This window comes from Leisingera sp. ABD4_442 (assembly GCF_056160905.1).
Window position 1 is genome coordinate 1 of the sequence record NZ_JBSWYB010000036.1, and the last position, 15,451, is coordinate 15,451.

16 protein-coding genes and 1 riboswitch are annotated in these 15,451 nt (G+C 63.4%); of the genes, 6 read left to right on the plus strand and 10 right to left on the minus strand.

The features are described from left to right. Nucleotides 1-394: 394 nt before the first annotated feature. The 10 genes from ACXAHG_RS19510 to thiC form a co-directional block, all read right to left on the minus strand. The gene (locus ACXAHG_RS19510) at nt 395-745 is read right to left on the minus strand and encodes a hypothetical protein (RefSeq protein ID WP_475060010.1); all 351 of its coding nucleotides are present in this window, start codon (nt 743-745) and stop codon (nt 395-397) included. A 56-nt stretch (nt 746-801) separates the two neighbouring features. Next, a complete protein-coding gene (locus ACXAHG_RS19515; RefSeq protein WP_475060012.1) occupies nt 802-2,106 on the minus strand; it encodes a relaxase/mobilization nuclease domain-containing protein in 1,305 nt (434 codons plus the stop codon). Then, on the minus strand, nt 2,103-2,459 hold the full coding sequence (mobC, locus tag ACXAHG_RS19520) for a plasmid mobilization relaxosome protein MobC (protein WP_475060015.1): 357 nt from the start codon (nt 2,457-2,459) through the stop codon (nt 2,103-2,105). Before mobC ends, ACXAHG_RS19515 begins: the two co-directional genes overlap by 4 nt. Nucleotides 2,460-2,718: 259 nt before the next feature. Continuing rightward, entirely contained in the window at nt 2,719-4,080 is a 1,362-nt protein-coding gene (locus ACXAHG_RS19525; protein ID WP_475060017.1) for an amidase, read from the minus strand. A 126-nt stretch (nt 4,081-4,206) separates the two neighbouring features. Next, nucleotides 4,207-5,169, minus strand: coding sequence for a ThiF family adenylyltransferase (locus ACXAHG_RS19530; RefSeq protein ID WP_475060019.1), 963 nt, complete (start codon nt 5,167-5,169; stop codon nt 4,207-4,209). Beyond that, the gene (locus tag ACXAHG_RS19535; RefSeq protein ID WP_475060072.1) at nt 5,166-5,771 is read right to left on the minus strand and encodes a thiamine phosphate synthase; all 606 of its coding nucleotides are present in this window, start codon (nt 5,769-5,771) and stop codon (nt 5,166-5,168) included. The genes ACXAHG_RS19530 and ACXAHG_RS19535 overlap by 4 nt, the downstream gene beginning before the upstream one ends. Continuing rightward, the gene (locus ACXAHG_RS19540) at nt 5,771-6,538 is read right to left on the minus strand and encodes a thiazole synthase (protein WP_475060022.1); all 768 of its coding nucleotides are present in this window, start codon (nt 6,536-6,538) and stop codon (nt 5,771-5,773) included. The genes ACXAHG_RS19535 and ACXAHG_RS19540 overlap by 1 nt, the downstream gene beginning before the upstream one ends. 1 nt (nt 6,539) lies before the next feature. After that, nucleotides 6,540-6,737, minus strand: coding sequence for a sulfur carrier protein ThiS (thiS, locus tag ACXAHG_RS19545; protein WP_475044303.1), 198 nt, complete (start codon nt 6,735-6,737; stop codon nt 6,540-6,542). Further along, nucleotides 6,706-7,674: an FAD-dependent oxidoreductase gene (locus ACXAHG_RS19550; RefSeq protein ID WP_475060024.1), complete on the minus strand. Its 969-nt coding sequence runs from the start codon at nt 7,672-7,674 to the stop codon at nt 6,706-6,708. The genes thiS and ACXAHG_RS19550 overlap by 32 nt, the downstream gene beginning before the upstream one ends. Continuing rightward, on the minus strand, nt 7,671-9,485 hold the full coding sequence (gene thiC, locus ACXAHG_RS19555; protein ID WP_475060026.1) for a phosphomethylpyrimidine synthase ThiC: 1,815 nt from the start codon (nt 9,483-9,485) through the stop codon (nt 7,671-7,673). The genes ACXAHG_RS19550 and thiC overlap by 4 nt, the downstream gene beginning before the upstream one ends. Nucleotides 9,486-9,622: 137 nt before the next feature. Beyond that, nucleotides 9,623-9,751: riboswitch (TPP riboswitch) on the minus strand. Nucleotides 9,752-9,965: 214 nt separating this feature from the next. On the opposite strand from thiC, the gene bioB reads away from it, so the two are divergent. The 6 genes from bioB to ACXAHG_RS19585 are packed head-to-tail and all read left to right on the plus strand — an operon-like array spanning nt 9,966 to nt 15,423. Beyond that, the gene (gene bioB, locus ACXAHG_RS19560) at nt 9,966-10,943 is read left to right on the plus strand and encodes a biotin synthase BioB (RefSeq protein ID WP_475044298.1); all 978 of its coding nucleotides are present in this window, start codon (nt 9,966-9,968) and stop codon (nt 10,941-10,943) included. Further along, the gene (locus ACXAHG_RS19565) at nt 10,943-12,082 is read left to right on the plus strand and encodes an 8-amino-7-oxononanoate synthase (protein WP_475044296.1); all 1,140 of its coding nucleotides are present in this window, start codon (nt 10,943-10,945) and stop codon (nt 12,080-12,082) included. Before bioB ends, ACXAHG_RS19565 begins: the two co-directional genes overlap by 1 nt. Further along, nucleotides 12,079-12,720, plus strand: a complete 642-nt coding sequence (gene bioD, locus ACXAHG_RS19570; protein ID WP_475044295.1) for a dethiobiotin synthase — start codon at nt 12,079-12,081, stop codon at nt 12,718-12,720. Before ACXAHG_RS19565 ends, bioD begins: the two co-directional genes overlap by 4 nt. Next, nucleotides 12,717-14,015: an adenosylmethionine--8-amino-7-oxononanoate transaminase gene (gene bioA, locus ACXAHG_RS19575; protein ID WP_475060029.1), complete on the plus strand. Its 1,299-nt coding sequence runs from the start codon at nt 12,717-12,719 to the stop codon at nt 14,013-14,015. Before bioD ends, bioA begins: the two co-directional genes overlap by 4 nt. A 2-nt stretch (nt 14,016-14,017) precedes the next feature. Further along, nucleotides 14,018-14,632, plus strand: a complete 615-nt coding sequence (locus tag ACXAHG_RS19580; RefSeq protein WP_475060032.1) for a pimeloyl-ACP methyl esterase BioG family protein — start codon at nt 14,018-14,020, stop codon at nt 14,630-14,632. Further along, entirely contained in the window at nt 14,632-15,423 is a 792-nt protein-coding gene (locus tag ACXAHG_RS19585; RefSeq protein WP_475060033.1) for a methyltransferase domain-containing protein, read from the plus strand. The genes ACXAHG_RS19580 and ACXAHG_RS19585 overlap by 1 nt, the downstream gene beginning before the upstream one ends. Nucleotides 15,424-15,451: the final 28 nt, after the last annotated feature.

Below are 15,451 nucleotides of genomic sequence, written 5' to 3' on the forward strand. Positions count from 1 at the left end.
ACGACAGATGCCCAAAGGTCTTCCTGTCAGCAATCGCGCTTGCAGCCCTCGTAATCTACTGGCTTTGAAACTCAATGAGTCCAGAGCCTAGGCAAGCTTTCAAGATACGCGGCGCGTTGTTCTTCGGGACTGAGTTCGGGGGCTAGATCTGGTTCGTTTTCTTGGACCGCCACATCCACGGTCATGCGTACAATTCTAGTATTGTTGCCCAAGCCGAGGTCTATCCCTTGTGTGGCAATACCTAGATGGCCTGCGGGAGCTGTGTTTTCGCTCTTCGCTTCCTTAGGCTTAAGTTTGGGGGATACGTTGTCGCGGGGATTCTTCTCGTCATCATTAGGCACCACAAAGATCCTATTTTTTGAACGTTATTTGACTGATGTAGTAAGGCTGAGAATTATTCTTTGTCCGTCAAACGGTCTTCGAAGATTAGCATGTCTTCTTTCGATATTGGGTTGAGCCATTCAGGGCGCGATAGACCTTTTCTTTCTCGCTCATAAAGGTTGAAGTAAACAGCGTTTTTGTATGCATCGGTCGTATCACCATGGTCAGGTGTTCTTACCGCTTCAACCTTCTTGAAAAAACCAACAACATCGCCTTTGAGTTCATCTTCCATCCAATCAAGGTATGCCCAAGACGATCTTGGCAAAACGATCAGGACTTTCTCGTCAAACACGCCTTCCACGTAGCGTCCAACTTCCTCATCGGGGTCTTCGGAAAAATGCTTGTACCAAAGGTTTGATTTCATACCCAATTATAATCGAAAAACTTCAAAAAATCAACCTTTTGGGGCTTCATTCAGCTCTAGGGCGTAAAGCTTGGACCTCTATTGCGGTGGGGGCGTGTACCATGCTGTGTGGCCAAGTTTTTCTGTTGTTGCTCAACCATTTCAGGTTTCAGTTTTGGGCGAAGAATACTAGCAATGTCGCGGGCAAGATTTTGACGTTCGACCCTTTGTGTTGCCTTTAGTTTAGTGATCCGTTCTTGGAGCTTCTGCCGCTCTTTCATCTGTTCTTGGATCATGAAGTCCCGCTGCTGCTGGTCACGTTTGGCTGCCATCAATGCTTCTCTTTCGTTCTGTTGCCTTGTCGCTTTGGATTTGCCTGTCACCTTGTCCAATAGGCCTCGAAGACCGCCATTCAGGCGGCGGGCACGCACCTTGGTTTCTTCTGCCCAGCGTTTGGCTTGGCCATCTTTCAAAGCCTGTCGCTCCTGTCGATGTGCTTGAACCACGGATGTGACTTCTTCACGGAGTGGGCACATCTCAGTCGTATGTCTGTCCTTGGCCTTGGTGATGAAGTCGCGCATCTGACCTGAAACCTTCGAGCGGATCTGTGATTTTGTTTCATCGACGGAAGGCAGGTCTTCAGGCGAACCGAGTTTGGCTTTCACGTCCTTGGTTTTAACACCCGTCCATTTGGCAATGGCGTGGACATTGCCATCGATATCCAACGCCACGAACCCACGCCGATCACCGCGAGCGAGGAAGTACCCGCGTTCTTCCAGAGCGTTGTTGAAGCTGGCTTGGCTGTCAGATCTATCCCATGCCTCTTGAAACACCTGTTTGATTTCACGAGGATCGAGGTTCTGGCGTTTGGCTTGCTGCCATTCCTCCAACGTGAAGTTCAGAGGGCTTTTGTTGCCGTAGGTGGCGAGTCCATCTGGCAATGCCCAGCCATGATCTAGGAACAGATCACGAGACACATCTCTCAGCTTGTTCTTGAAATGCGGCAGGTTGATTGCCTTCAGCTCATCGCCATCAATGCGAGACCACACCGCATGAGCATGGCGACGGCCATTTTTCTCATGAATGACAATTGCGCGGGGCTGATCACTCAGGCCGACGGCATTCGCCACACGGTCTGCCGCATCACGGAAATCATCATCCGTGGCAACCACATGTTCTGGCGGGTTCAGCGAAACCGAGAACAAGAACTGCTTACATTGGGTCGCTTTGGAAATCGCATGGGCTTCCTTGAATGCCCCGTGCAGATCATCTGCTATGAACCCGTTGATATTGATCACCTCGACATGATCGTTATCTCGGTTATTCATCAAGTGATCAGCGAGCGCCACGGCACCTGAGCGTTGTGAAGCCTTGAGGATCATACCGACACCCCCAAGGCTTCCATCAGCTTTGTACGCATCCATGCGACTTCGGCCACGGCACGCTTAAGGTCCTCTTCCAAATCTGGATCAACAACCAATGTGCCTTGGTTGAGATGTTTGGCGATCTGGTTGAGGTTATTGGCCTGACGAGTCTGCCCAAGGCGTGCTAGCACCTCAGCCAAGAGCTGTTGCTCCGCAACAGGTGGTTTCCGCCGACTACGATATTTAGGAGCTTCGTCGGCCAAAACCACAGACTTGATATAGGATGCCAGCGGCATGGCCCCAGCTTGGACTTCAAGCTGCTGGCGTTCCTCAGGTGTAAGGCGAAGTGAGAAGGGGGCAGGGCGGGTCATGGACGTGGCCCCCGCAAGATGTTTCTGTCATCTTTTAGGATGTCGTTCCAACGTTCGAGTTCTTCAAAGACTTCTTCGAAATCGGGCTGAGAATGGCTGTCAGAGCTGTTCGAAGAAACTCTTTTCGTTCGCACCAACTTTTCCCAAAGTTCGAATGATTTCCGGGTGTTGCGGTTTTCGCATCATTCTGTCCCGCTCCGCAGCCCTCCGTGAGGGTTTTCTTCAGTGGCGGCGGCGGGCGCTCCTGGCGGTCAAAAGCCTAGCCAAGCTGGATTGCCCGTTCAATGCTGCGGGCGAATTGCAGCAGCCGGGCGTCGGAGCCTTTGGGGCCGGTGATGTGCAGCCCCGCGGGCATTCCGTCAGAGGACGTTCCGAAGGGAATGGAAACGGAGGGCAGCTCCAGCGGCGGGGTGAGGGTGACAGTGCGCCAGTCTTCGGTGATTTCCCCGTCGCGCAGGTCCGCGGAGAACGGCAGGCCGGTGGCTGTTGGCCACAGGGCAAAGTCATAGCGCTCGAAAAAAGCTGCAGTGTGCTGCCAGACCTGGGTGCGGGTGTGCTGATAGGCGACCAGCTCTGCCAGGCTGCGGCCCTCAGCCTGCGCACAGGCGGTGCGGAAGCTTTCGCCTGCCAGTCCCATATCCGGCGACAGCGCAGCGCGGATCTGCAGCGCGCATTGACCGCGGATTATGTCGCCATGATCCAGCAGCGGCGCCAGGTCCGGCGCATCCTCTGCCACTTGCCAGCCCAATTCGCGGCACAGCGGCTCTGCCCGGGCGGCCGCGGCCTGCACGGATGGGTCCACGCGGGCTCCGAAGGGGGCCAGCGACAGGGCAACCCGGCCCGTGCAGCGGGCAGGGGCGTTTTCCAGCTTTGCCAGCTGCGGCAGATCCTGCCAGTAGCCCAGCGGCTGGCTGGCAGCATTGCCTTGCATCGCCTCCAGCAGCAGCAGCAGGTCAGGCACGGTGCGTGCCATGGGGCCAGGCACCGATAGCCCGTCAAAAGGCGCGGGGTTCGGTTCATAGGGAATCAGCCCGGAGGTCGGACGCATCCCGGTAATGCCGCACCAGGCCGCCGGTGTGCGGGTGCTGCCGCCGAGGTCGGAGCCATCGGCCAGTGCCACCATGCGGGCCGCCAGTGCCGCGGCTGCACCGCCGGAACTGCCTGCCACCGTCTTGTCCGGGTTCAGCGGGTTGCGGGTGGTACCGGCCACCAGGTTGGAGGTCTGGCCGGAAAAGGTGAATTCGGGCGTGTTGCTCTTGCCAATGATCACCGCGCCCGACGCCCGCAGCCGGGCAACGTGCAGGGCGTCATAGTCCGGCACATGCCGGGCAAAGCTCCTGGAGCCCCAGGTCGTGCGCAGGCCTTTGGTTTCGAAACAGTCCTTGATGGCGATGGGCAGCCCGTGCAGGGGACCTGCAAACCGCCCCGCAGCGGCCAGCGCATCCAGTTCCGCCGCGCGTGCCTCAGCGGCCTCCCAGTCCAGCGTGACAAAGGCGTTGACAGCGGGTTCCAGCGCTTCGGTCCGTGCCCGGTGGGCGTGCAGAACTTCGGCAGCGCTCAGACTGCGTGAGCGGATCTGCCGGGCCATTTCCACAGCACTCAGAGATAGAATATCGGTCATGCGCAGAGGCTCCCGGAAGCAATTGGCACAGGTTCTGGGCACCAAGTTAGAAAGCCTTCCGGGCAGTCTCCTTCCTGAAACCGGCCTCAAAACCGCCTGTCAGCGACTTACGCCATGGTGCCGGTTTCAGTTTCCTGCGGCCATCAGCGCCAGATTGCGGTACCCCGCCAGATGCAGGTCCGATGCTGCGCCCCAGGCGCGCAGTCCGGTTCGGCAGCACAGCACGATACGCCCTGTGCGCGGCAGGCCGGCGGCCAGCAATTGCGCGCGCGCAATCCTGCGGGCCTGCGGCAGCGGCAGCTGCGGCGCCTCAGCCGCATCACGCAGCTCGATCACGGTGTCCGCGGGTGTGACCTGCCGGGGCGCGATGAAAGGCAAAGCCTGTTCCGGTTCCTCCGCGCCGTCAAAGCGGAAGCTGCTGAGCTGCAGGTCTTCCAGGCGGAAAATGAAAAGCTGGCCCTTGGGGGATGGCTGATGGTCCAGCAGCGCCTTCAGGGCCAGCTGCGCCTGCAGCGCGCCGATCATGCCCACGGCCGGCCCCATGACGCCGGCAGTTGCGCAGGTCGCGGCCCGTGCCGGCAGATCCGGGAAAACGGCGCGAAGCGAGGGCGCGCCGCCGCAGAAGCCTCCGGCATAACCGGACTGGCCCAGGGCAGAGGCAGAGATCAGCGTCTTGCCTTGCCGCAGGCATTCGTCCGACAGGATATAGGAAACGGCAAAGCTGTCTGCCGCATCGACAACCAAATCCGCTTCGGCCGCCAGCTCCGGCGCGTTGGCGGCATCCAGGGTCTGGACCAGGGCGGTTGCATCCAGGTTCGGATTGGCAGCCAGCAGGCGCCGCCGGGCCGCTTCGGCCTTGGGCCGCCCCAGATCCTCCATGGCATAAAGCACCTGCCGGTGCAGGTTGCTCTCCTCCACCAGGTCGCCATCCATCACCGTGATCCGCCCGACACCCGCGCCGCCCAGGTATTGCAGCACCGGGCAGCCAAGCCCCCCGGCGCCAATCACCAGCACATGGGAGCGGGCCAGCACGTCCTGGCCCTGCGCGCCGACCTCCGGCAGGATCATCTGGCGGGCATAGCGGCTCATGCGTCTTCCCGGGCCCGGCAGGCCTCAGCCCATTCCCGGGTGCGGGCCTCGGGGTCGTCTGCCAGCTGGATGTCTGTCACCACCGCAGCGCTGTCTGCGCCCGCGGCGAAGACCCCCGGCAGCCGCTCCGGGGTCAGCCCGCCAATGGCAACCAGCGGGGTCTTTCCCGCCATCCGCTTCCAGCGCGCGACCCGCTCCAGCCCCTGCGGGCCCCATTTCATCTTTTTCAGAAGCGTCGGATAGACCGGTCCCAAGGCGACATAGGCCGGGTCAAACGACAATGCCCGCTCCAGCTCGCTCTCGTTATGGGTCGACAGGCCGAACCGCACGCCCCTGCGGCGCAGGGCGGCGAAATCGGCGGTATCCATATCCTCCTGCCCCAGATGCACGAAGCTGCAGTTCAGATCCAGCGCCGCCTGCCAGTAGTCATTCACCACCAGCTGCGCCTCATGCACCGCGCAGAAATCCCGCGCCCGGGCGATCTGGCGGCGAACCTCACCTTCCGGCGCGTCCTTGATACGCAGCTGCACCAGCCTGGCCCCCTGCGGCACCAGCAGCTCCAGCCGGGCCACATGGCCCACGATCAGGTAAAAACGCTCCATCATGCAAACTCCGCCAGGCCCAGAACCGGGGTCGATGGCACCGCCATGTCGCGGCGCTCCATCGGATCGGCCTCATAGCCAAGCCGCCCGGCCTCAACCGCCAGCGCCATTGCGCGGGCCATCCCGGCAGGGTCGCCGGCCTTCGCGACGGCGGTGTTCAGCAGCACCGCATCCATGCCCAGCTCCATCGCCTGGGCCGCGTCCGAAGGGCGCCCGATGCCGGCGTCCACAATCAGCGGCACCTCCGGAAAATGCGCCCGCATCGCCCGCAGCGCATCCGGGTTGCGCAGCCCCTGGCCGGAGCCGATCGGCGCACCCCAGGGCATCAGCACCTCGCAGCCCGCGTCCAAGAGCTTTTCGCCCACCACCAGATCATCGGTGGTATAGGGGAACACCTGGAACCCTTCGCTGCTCAGCACCTGCGCGGCCTCCACCAGCCCGAACACATCCGGCTGCAGCGTGTCGGAATGGCCGATCACCTCCAGCTTGATCCAATGGGTGCCGAACAGCTCCCGCGCCATATGGGCAGTGGTCACTGCCTCCTGCACCGAATGGCAGCCCGCCGTGTTGGGCAGAATGCGGCAGCCGGCGCCGCGCAGGCTCTGCCAAAAGCCGGCGCCGGAGCCATCTGCGGTTTCCCGGCGCAAGGACACGGTGATGATCTCCGTGCCGCTGGCCTTCACCGCCTCCGCCAGCACCGCAGGCGACGGGTATTGCGCGGTGCCCAGCAGCAGCCGCGAAGTGATCTCTGTATCGTAGAACTTCATCTCAGCCTCCCTGCATCGGCGCAAGAACTTCCAGCCGGTCGCCCTCGGCCAGCTGCACATCGCCGCGCTTGCCGCGGGCGACAAAGGCGCCGTTCAGCGCCGTGGCGACAGCGGGGCTGGTAAACCCCAGTTCCTCCAGTGCGGCGGCCAGAGTGGGTCCCGTCACCTCATGCGGTTTGGCGTTTACGATGATCTTCATCCGTGGTCTCCGGTAATAATCGGTCTGCGGCCTGCTGCGCCATCGCGGGCGCCAGCAGAAAGCCATGGCGGTACAACCCGTTGAGGTAAAGCGTGCCGTCCTGATCAGTCAGCCGCGGCAGGTTGTCAGGGAAGGCCGGGCGCAGGCCCGCGCCGGTTTCCACCACGCTGGCTTCGGCAAAGCCCGGGTGCAAAGCAAAGGCCGCGCTCAAAAGCTCGCTCAGCGAGCGCAGGCTGATGGCGCGGTCAGAGCTGCTCTCGATCATGGTGCCGCCGATCATGAAATGCCCGTCGCCGCGCGGCACGAGGTACAGCGGCATCCGCGGGTGCAGCAGGCGCAGGGTGCGGCGGATCTCCACCTGCGGGCAATGCAGGATCGCCATCTCGCCGCGCACCGGGCGCAAACCGGGCAGCGGCGCCGCCATCCCGGTGCAATCCAGCGTGACCCGGCCCGGGGCGGGGGCGCCATAGCGGATCTTGACCCCCAGTTCCTGCACCTTGGCGCTCAGGTCCCGCAGCGCCCGCCGCGGGTCCAGATGCGCCTCGCCCTTAAAGAACAGCCCCTGCGCAAACCGCCCCGCCAGTGCCGGCTCCAGCGCGCCGATCTCTGCCCCCTTCACGCCCCGGTGGCCGCGGGTGCGGCGGGCAAAGCGGGTCAGCTCCGCCCGGTCGCGGGCAGGCGCCACCACCAGCGTGCCGCGCCTGTGCACGGCCGTGACCTTGGCCCACCAGCCGAAGGCGCGGCTGCCGAGGGTGATCACCTCTTCCTCGGCGCTTTCGCGTTCGCACCAGGGCGCCAGCATACCGCCCGCAAAACGCGCAACGCTGCCGGCTCCGGGTGCTTCGCCCCGCTCATAGACGGTGACTGCCGCCCCGCGCTGCGCCAGTTCATAGGCGCAGGCGAGACCGGCAAGGCCCGCGCCTGCGATGGTGATCATTCCGCGGGCTCCGCAGCCTCGGCGGCAGGCACATACAGCTCGCCGCCCTCGCGGAACTTAGCGGCCATCGCCTCCATACCTTCTTTCTGCGCCTCGGAGCGGATGTCGTGCGAAATCCGCATCGAGCAGAACTTCGGCCCGCACATGGAGCAGAAATGCGCGACCTTGTGGGCTTGTTTCGGCAGGGTCTGGTCGTGGAACTCGCGCGCGGTGTCCGGGTCCAGCGACAGGTTGAACTGGTCCTCCCAGCGGAACTCGAAGCGCGCCCGGCTCAGCGCATCGTCGCGGCGCTGGGCGCCCGGCAGACCCTTGGCGAGGTCGGCAGCATGGGCGGCGATCTTGTAGGTGATCACACCGGTCTTCACGTCGTCCCGGTCGGGCAGGCCCAGGTGCTCCTTCGGCGTCACGTAACACAACATCGCGCAGCCGAACCAGCCGATCATCGCCGCACCGATACCGCTGGTGATGTGGTCATAGCCCGGCGCGATGTCAGTGGTCAGCGGCCCCAGCGTGTAGAACGGCGCCTCGTGGCAGCACTCCAGCTGCTTGTCCATGTTCTCCTTGATCTTGTGCATGGCGACATGGCCCGGCCCTTCGATCATCACCTGGCAGTCCTTGGCCCAGGCAGTCTTGGTCAGTTCACCGAGGGTTTCCAGCTCGGCAAACTGCGCCTCGTCATTGGCGTCCGCGATGGAGCCGGGGCGCAGCCCGTCGCCAAGCGAGAAGGAGACGTCATACTGGCGGCAGATGTCGCAGATTTCCTCGAAATGCTCGTAGAGGAAGCTCTCCTTGTGGTGATGCAGGCACCACTTCGCCATGATCGAGCCGCCGCGTGAAACAATCCCCGTCACCCGGTTCACCGTCATCGGCACCATGTGCAGCCGTACGCCCGCATGGATGGTGAAATAATCGACGCCCTGTTCCGCCTGCTCAATCAGCGTGTCGCGGAACACTTCCCAGGTCAGATCCTCGGCAATGCCGTTCACCTTCTCCAGCGCCTGGTAGATCGGCACGGTGCCGATCGGCACCGGCGAATTGCGCACGATCCATTCTCGGGTGTTGTGAATGTTGCGGCCCGTGGACAGATCCATCACCGTGTCGGCGCCCCAGCGGATCGCCCAGACCAGTTTGTCCACCTCTTCCTCCATCGAGGAGGTGACGGCAGAGGTGCCCATATTGGCGTTGATCTTCACCTTGAAATTGCGGCCGATGATCATCGGCTCGATTTCCGGATGGTTGATGTTGGCCGGGATGATGGCGCGGCCCGCGGCAATTTCCTGGCGCACGAATTCCGGCGTCACGTAGTCCGGGATGTTGGCGCCAAAGTCATTGCCGTCGCGGTTTGCATGGCAGGGCGACAGCTCGCGCAGCTGGTTTTCGCGGATCGCGACGTATTCCATCTCCGGGGTGACGATGCCTGCCCGTGCATAGGCCAGCTGGGTTGGCGCCTTGCCGTCCTTGCCGCGCAACGGCGCAGGTTTCACCGGGAACTCCGGCACCAGCCGGTCGCCCTCGACAAAGCCGTTGTCCTCGGGCTTCACATCGCGGCCCTGATAGCTCTCGACGTCGCCGCGGGCGAGGGTCCACTGGCGGCGCAGGGCGGGCAGCCCCTGGCGGATATCGGTCAGCACGTCCGGGTCGGTGTAGGGGCCGGAACTGTCATAGACCGGCAGCGGCGCCTCGCCCGCGGTGGGGTGGGTGGCGATCTCGCGCATCGGCACGCGGATGTCCTCATGGACCTCGCCGCTGACGTAGATCTTGCGCGATGCGGGCAATGCGCCGGTGGTGATCTTGGGGTTGGGGACGTTCATCTGGTGTTCCTCCGGGCCTTCGGTTCAAAAACACCAATTGAGCCGGGACGGAGGAAAACGGGCAGGGGGGTGTACAGCCGGTGTACGGCCGGTGCACGCATGCTGCCTGTCCGAAACACCGCTTGCCGCCGGGGCGCCGTGCGATGCTTCTTGCTTCCTACGCCAGTATCAACTGGGTCAGGTTCAAAGGGTCGCACCGCCGGTCCGGGATGCCCCGCACCATGACGCCTCTCAGTCCCTTAGGCGGGACTCCCCTGCGTGGCTTTAGGGGTAGGGGAGGCGCGGGCCTTCCGTCAACTGAAAATTTTGTAGATTATTTTTCTTTATTAGTATCAGCGCTCTGCGGGCGATACCGGTGCCGAATTGAGGCAAATCGCTGCAGCGCGGCTTTGGCGCTTGATCGGCGGCATTGAAATTATCTATAAAACGCCGCAACGCCATCCGCGCATGGCCGTCAGGTATACGAGAACAGGAGACAGCATGCTGGACGCTGCACCCATCCGCACCGACTGGACCCGCGAGGAAGCGGAAGCGATTTACAACAAGCCTTTCATGGACTTGCTGTTCCAGGCGCACAGCGTGCACCGGCAGTATTTCGACCCCAACCAGGTGCAGAAATCCAAGCTCCTCAGCATCAAAACCGGCGGCTGCGCCGAGGATTGCGCCTATTGCTCCCAGTCGGCGAGGAACGGCGCCCAGCTGCAGGCGTCCAAGCTGATCGAAGTGCAGCGGGTGATCGCCGAGGCCAAGAAAGCCAAGGAAGGCGGCGCGACCCGCTACTGCATGGGCGCCGCCTGGCGCTCGCCCAAGGACCGCGACATGGCCGCGCTGGAGGCGATGGTGCAGGGGGTAAAGGATCTTGGCATGGAAACCTGCATGACCCTTGGCATGTTGGACGAAGAGCAGGTGTTCCGCCTGCGGGATGCCGGTCTCGATTACTACAACCACAACATCGACACCTCCGAGCGCTACTACTCTGAGATCATCACCACCCGCACCTTTGCCGACCGTATCGACACCCTGAACCGGGTGCGCGAGGCAGGCATCAAGGTGTGCTCGGGCGGCATCGTCGGCATGGGCGAGCAGCAGCTGGACCGCATCGACATGATGCTGGCACTGGCAACGCTGGAGGAGCATCCGGATTCGGTGCCGGTGAACATGCTGATCCCGATTGCCGACACGCCGCTGGCCGATGTCGAAAAACTGGATCCGATCGAATTCGTCCGCTCCGTGGCGCTGGCCCGCATCCTGATGCCGAAATCGCATGTGCGCCTGTCCGCAGGCCGCACCGACATGTCGGACGAGATGCAAGCAATGTGCTTCTTTGCCGGTGCCAACTCGATCTTTGTGGGCGACACGCTGCTGACCGCGGACAACCCGGAAGAGGACAAGGACCAGCAGCTCTTCGACCGTCTGGGCATCACCGCGATGGCGGCAGGCTGCGACGGCAGCCGCTGATGGCAAGCGCCTTTCCGAGGCATGAGAAATCGCTGGAAGCGCTGCGCTCGCGCGGGCGCTACCGGCAGCTGATGCCGCGGGACGGTTATGACTTTGCCTCCAATGACTATCTCGGGCTGGCAGGCAGCGATGTGCTGCGTGCCGCCGCTGCCGATGCGCTGGCCCGCGGGGTGCCGGTTGGGGCAGGCGGCTCGCGCCTCTTGCGCGGCAATGACGCGGAACACCAGCTGCTGGAGACGGAGGCTGCGGAGTTCTTCGGCACTGAGGCGGCACTGTTCATGGGCGGCGGCTTCAACGCTAATCAGGCGATCTTCTCCACCCTGCCGCAGCAGGGCGACCTGGTGCTGTATGACGCGCTGATCCATGCCAGCACCCATGACGGGATGCGGCTGGGCCGGGCTGAGACGCGCAGTTTTGCCCATGGCGATGCGGAAGACGCTGCGCGGGTGCTGAAGGACTGGCGCTCGTCAGGCGGCGCAGGCCAGGTCTGGATCGCGGTTGAGGCGGTCTATTCGATGGATGGAGACCTCGCCCCGCTGGAGACGCTTATTGCGCTGGCGGATGTCACCGGTGCTGTTCTGGTGGTGGACGAGGCCCATTCGACGGGTGTGTTCGGCGATCTGGGTCGCGGACTGGCGCAAGGCATCGCCCACCGCCCCAACGTCCTTTCCTTACACACCTGCGGCAAGGCGCTGGGCGCCTCGGGCGCGCTGATCTGCGGTCAGCGGGTGCTGATCGAGACGCTGATCAACAAGGCCCGCGGGTTTATCTTTGCCACTGCCCCGTCGCCGCTGAACGCGGCACTGGTGCGGGCGGCCTTGCAGGAACTTCAGCAGAACCCGGGCCGTCGGGAACAGGCTTGGCAGGGGATCACCCATGCCCAAGGCGAGGCCAAGCGCCTTTGCGGGCTGGAGGGGGTTCAAAGCCAGATCCTGCCGGTGGTGATTGGCGACGACAAACGCACCATGGCGCTGGCCGCTGCGATGCAGGCCCGCGGCTATGACATCCGCGGCATCCGCCCGCCGACGGTGCCCCGCGGCACTTCGCGGCTGCGGTTGTCGATCACTTTGAATACGGCGGCAGGGGTCATCACCCGGATGTTTGAAGACCTCGCCCGGGAAATGGAGAGTGCAGCATGAGCGCGCTGATTGTCACCGGAACCGACACCGGCATTGGCAAGACCATCTTTTCCGCCGGCCTGGTGCAGGCGCTGGGCGCAGCTTATTGGAAGCCGGTGCAATCGGGCCTGGAAGAGGAGACCGACAGCCAGACAGTGGCCCGCCTGTCGGGCCGTCGGGCATTGCCGGAGGGCTACCTACTGCAGCTGCCCGCCTCGCCGCATCTGTCGGCGGAGGCCGAGGGTTTGGAGATCGACCCGGATGCGCTGTCTTTGCCTAAAGTCGATGGCGTGCTGGTGGCCGAGGGGGCAGGCGGGCTGATGGTGCCTCTGAACCGTGAGATGCTGTATCTCGACCTCGTCGCCCGCTGGCGAGCGCCGGTGATCCTGTGTGCGCGGACGCAGCTGGGGACGATCAACCACACGCTGCTGTCGCTGAAAGCGCTTCGGGATGCGGGCTGCACCGTTGTGGGCGTTGCTTTCATCGGCGACGCGGAACCGGCGGTGGAGGAAACCATCTGCCAGTTCGGCCAAGTGGCGCATCTGGGGCGGCTGCCGGTGCTAGTGGAGCTGACCTCCGACGCGCTGGCGGTGGCCTTTCAGGCCAGCATCCGGGTGGACCTGATCGAGGAGGCGCTGGCCAAAGGTGAGACGGCATGAGCGCGGCAGACCTCACCCAGCTGGAGTTTGACCAGCAGCACCTTTGGCACCCCTACACCAATGTTGCCAAGCCCGGGCCCACCTTTGTGGTGAAGGAAAGCGAGGGGGTTTATATCACGCTGGACGACGGAACCCGGCTGATCGACGCCATGTCGTCCTGGTGGTGCATGATGCATGGACATAAAAACCCAGCGATCACCAAAGCCATTCATGACCAGCTCGACACCCTGCCGCATGTGATGTTCGGCGGGCTGACCCATGATCCGGCCATCGACCTGGGCCGCAAACTCTTGGAGATCACACCTGAAGGCCTCACCCGCATCTTCTACTGCGACAGCGGGTCTGTCTCGGTCGAGGTGGCGATGAAGATGGCGGTGCAGTACCAGCATGCTATCGGCCAGCCGGACCGCAAGGAGTTTGCCACCATCCGCTCTGGCTATCACGGAGATACCTGGAAGGCGATGAGCGTCTGCGACCCGGACACCGGCATGCACCACCTGTTCCAGGGCGCGCTGAGCGTGCAGCATTTCGTCTCCCGCCCGCCGGTCCGCATCCACGAGGAGTGGAGCGACGACCCGGCGCAAAACGGGTTGGGCGAGTTGCGCAATGTGCTGGAAGCCACCGCCGATAGGATCGCCGCCTTCATCCTGGAACCCGTCGTGCAAGGCACCGGCGGCATGTATTTCTATCACCCCGAATATCTCAATCAGGCCCGTGCCATGTGCGATGAGCTGGGCATCCTGCTGATCTTCGACGAGATCGCCACCGGCTTTGGCCGCACGGGCGAATTGTTTGCCACCAATTTCTGTTCGGTGGAGCCGGATATCATTTGCCTCGGCAAGGGGCTAACCGGCGGTCATATCTCCTTTGCCTGCACCATGACCAACGACCGCGTGGCGGAAGGCATCGGCGGCGGCAATCCCGGCCTGTTCATGCACGGGCCGACCTATATGGGCAACCCGCTGGCCTGCGCGGCGGCCAAGGCTTCGCTGGACCTGCTGACCGGGCAGGACTGGCGCGGCACGGTGGCGGCAATCGGCGAACAGATGCAGGCCGAACTGGCCCCGGCCCGCGATCTGCCCAATGTGGCGGACGTGCGGGTGCTGGGTGCCATCGGGGTTATCGCAATGAAGCACCGGGTCTCGGCGGACGAGGCCCACGCGCGCGCCCATGAAATGGGCGTCTTCCTGCGCCCCTTCGGGCGCAATATCTATACCATGCCCCCGTTCATCACGACGCCGGATCAGCTGAGCGAAATCACCGCAGGCATGCTGCGGCTGGCGCGGAAACTGTAACCGTGGAGTTCCGCTGGCTCAAACAGAACCAGGCAGCCGAGGTCATCGTGGTTTTCGGCGGCTGGGCCGTGGGGCCGGAAGTGTTCTGGCACTTGGATGGCCCGCAAGACATCTTGTTTGCCAGTGATTACACCAATCTGGACGCCGGCTTGCCGGATCTTTCCGGCTATGAGCGGCTCAGCCTGCTGGCCTGGTCTTTTGGTGTGGCGGCTTATGCCCATTGGCAGCAGGGGCGCCCTGATCCGTTCCACCGCAAGGCCGCGGTGAACGGCAGCCTGCAGCCGGTGCACCGGGCCGCGGGCATCCCTCCTGCCGTCTTCCGCAAGACAGTCGAGCGCCTGAGCCTGCAAGCCTACCAGGACTTCCTGACACGGGTGTTCGGCGCGCCGCAGCCCGCCGAGCCGCTGGATGTGGACGCGCGCCGCGCAGAACTGCTGGCAGTGGAGCAGCGCGGCGATGCTTCTCGTATGCGGTTCGACCGGATCTGGATCAGCTCCGGCGACAGGATTTTCCCGCCAGCCAATCTGGCACGGGCCTGGGCCGGGCAGGATATCTCCAGGATCGACGCCGCCCACGCCCCCTTTGACAGGTTTTCAGAATGGGAGGCGCTGTTCTGATGAAAGATCTTGTGTCCCATGGGCTGGACCAGCCCCGCGTCCTGCACAGCTTCCGCCGCGGGCTGCAAAGTTACCACGGCGCGGCCTCGGTGCAGGCGGAAACTGCCGCCCGGCTTGCGGCTATGCTTCAGGCTCAAGGCGCGCCGCGGCGTTTCGGCACGGCGCTGGAGTTCGGCTGCGGAACCGGGCACCTGACCCGGCAGATGCTGCGGCGGTTCGAGGTGGAAAACCTGATCCTCAATGATCTGGTGCCGGAGGCGGCGCTGACGCTGAAGGGGCTGAAAGGTCGCGGGGCAGCGCAGGCCCGGTTCGCGGCAGGCCCTATCGAGAGCATAGAGCTGCCGCGGCGGCTGGAACTGATCGCCTCGGCCTCTGCCGTGCAATGGATACCGGACCTGCCGGTCTTGCTTGCGCGGCTGGCACGGCATCTGAAACCCGGCGGCTGGCTGGCGCTGTCGGGCTTTGGCCGCAACCAGTTCCGCGAACTGGCGGCGCTGGGGTCCGCCGCGGCAGCGCCAAGCTGCCTGGATGCCGGGGAATGGGCCGCCCTGCTGCCGGAAGGGATGGAGCTTTTGGCGGTAGAGCAGCGCCCGGCCGTGCTGTCATTTGGCAGTGCGCTGGACCTGCTGCGGCATTTGCGCCAGACCGGGGTCAACGGCCATGCCCGGCAAAATTGGAGCCGCCGCCGCCTGCGGGAGTTCGAAGCAGCCTACCAGGCCCGTTTCGGTTGCAATGGCGCCTTGCCGCTGACCTATGACCCTGTGCTGCTGGTCGCGCGCAGGACCCGGTAGCCGCATTGCGGCGGTTTCCGTGCGCAAT

Bases quoted from the DNA above. Each gene is read 5' to 3' on its own strand.
- ACXAHG_RS19510 (WP_475060010.1), bottom strand. From the start codon at position 745: ATGAAATCAAACCTTTGGTACAAGCATTTTTCCGAAGACCCCGATGAG.
- ACXAHG_RS19515 (WP_475060012.1), bottom strand. From the start codon at position 2,106: ATGATCCTCAAGGCTTCACAACGCTCAGGTGCCGTGGCGCTCGCTGAT.
- mobC (WP_475060015.1), bottom strand. From the start codon at position 2,459: ATGACCCGCCCTGCCCCCTTCTCACTTCGCCTTACACCTGAGGAACGC.
- ACXAHG_RS19525 (WP_475060017.1), bottom strand. From the start codon at position 4,080: ATGACCGATATTCTATCTCTGAGTGCTGTGGAAATGGCCCGGCAGATC.
- ACXAHG_RS19530 (WP_475060019.1), bottom strand. From the start codon at position 5,169: ATGAGCCGCTATGCCCGCCAGATGATCCTGCCGGAGGTCGGCGCGCAG.
- ACXAHG_RS19535 (WP_475060072.1), bottom strand. From the start codon at position 5,771: ATGGAGCGTTTTTACCTGATCGTGGGCCATGTGGCCCGGCTGGAGCTG.
- ACXAHG_RS19540 (WP_475060022.1), bottom strand. From the start codon at position 6,538: ATGAAGTTCTACGATACAGAGATCACTTCGCGGCTGCTGCTGGGCACC.
- thiS (WP_475044303.1), bottom strand. From the start codon at position 6,737: ATGAAGATCATCGTAAACGCCAAACCGCATGAGGTGACGGGACCCACT.
- ACXAHG_RS19550 (WP_475060024.1), bottom strand. From the start codon at position 7,674: ATGATCACCATCGCAGGCGCGGGCCTTGCCGGTCTCGCCTGCGCCTAT.
- thiC (WP_475060026.1), bottom strand. From the start codon at position 9,485: ATGAACGTCCCCAACCCCAAGATCACCACCGGCGCATTGCCCGCATCG.
- bioB (WP_475044298.1), top strand. From the start codon at position 9,966: ATGCTGGACGCTGCACCCATCCGCACCGACTGGACCCGCGAGGAAGCG.
- ACXAHG_RS19565 (WP_475044296.1), top strand. From the start codon at position 10,943: ATGGCAAGCGCCTTTCCGAGGCATGAGAAATCGCTGGAAGCGCTGCGC.
- bioD (WP_475044295.1), top strand. From the start codon at position 12,079: ATGAGCGCGCTGATTGTCACCGGAACCGACACCGGCATTGGCAAGACC.
- bioA (WP_475060029.1), top strand. From the start codon at position 12,717: ATGAGCGCGGCAGACCTCACCCAGCTGGAGTTTGACCAGCAGCACCTT.
- ACXAHG_RS19585 (WP_475060033.1), top strand. From the start codon at position 14,632: ATGAAAGATCTTGTGTCCCATGGGCTGGACCAGCCCCGCGTCCTGCAC.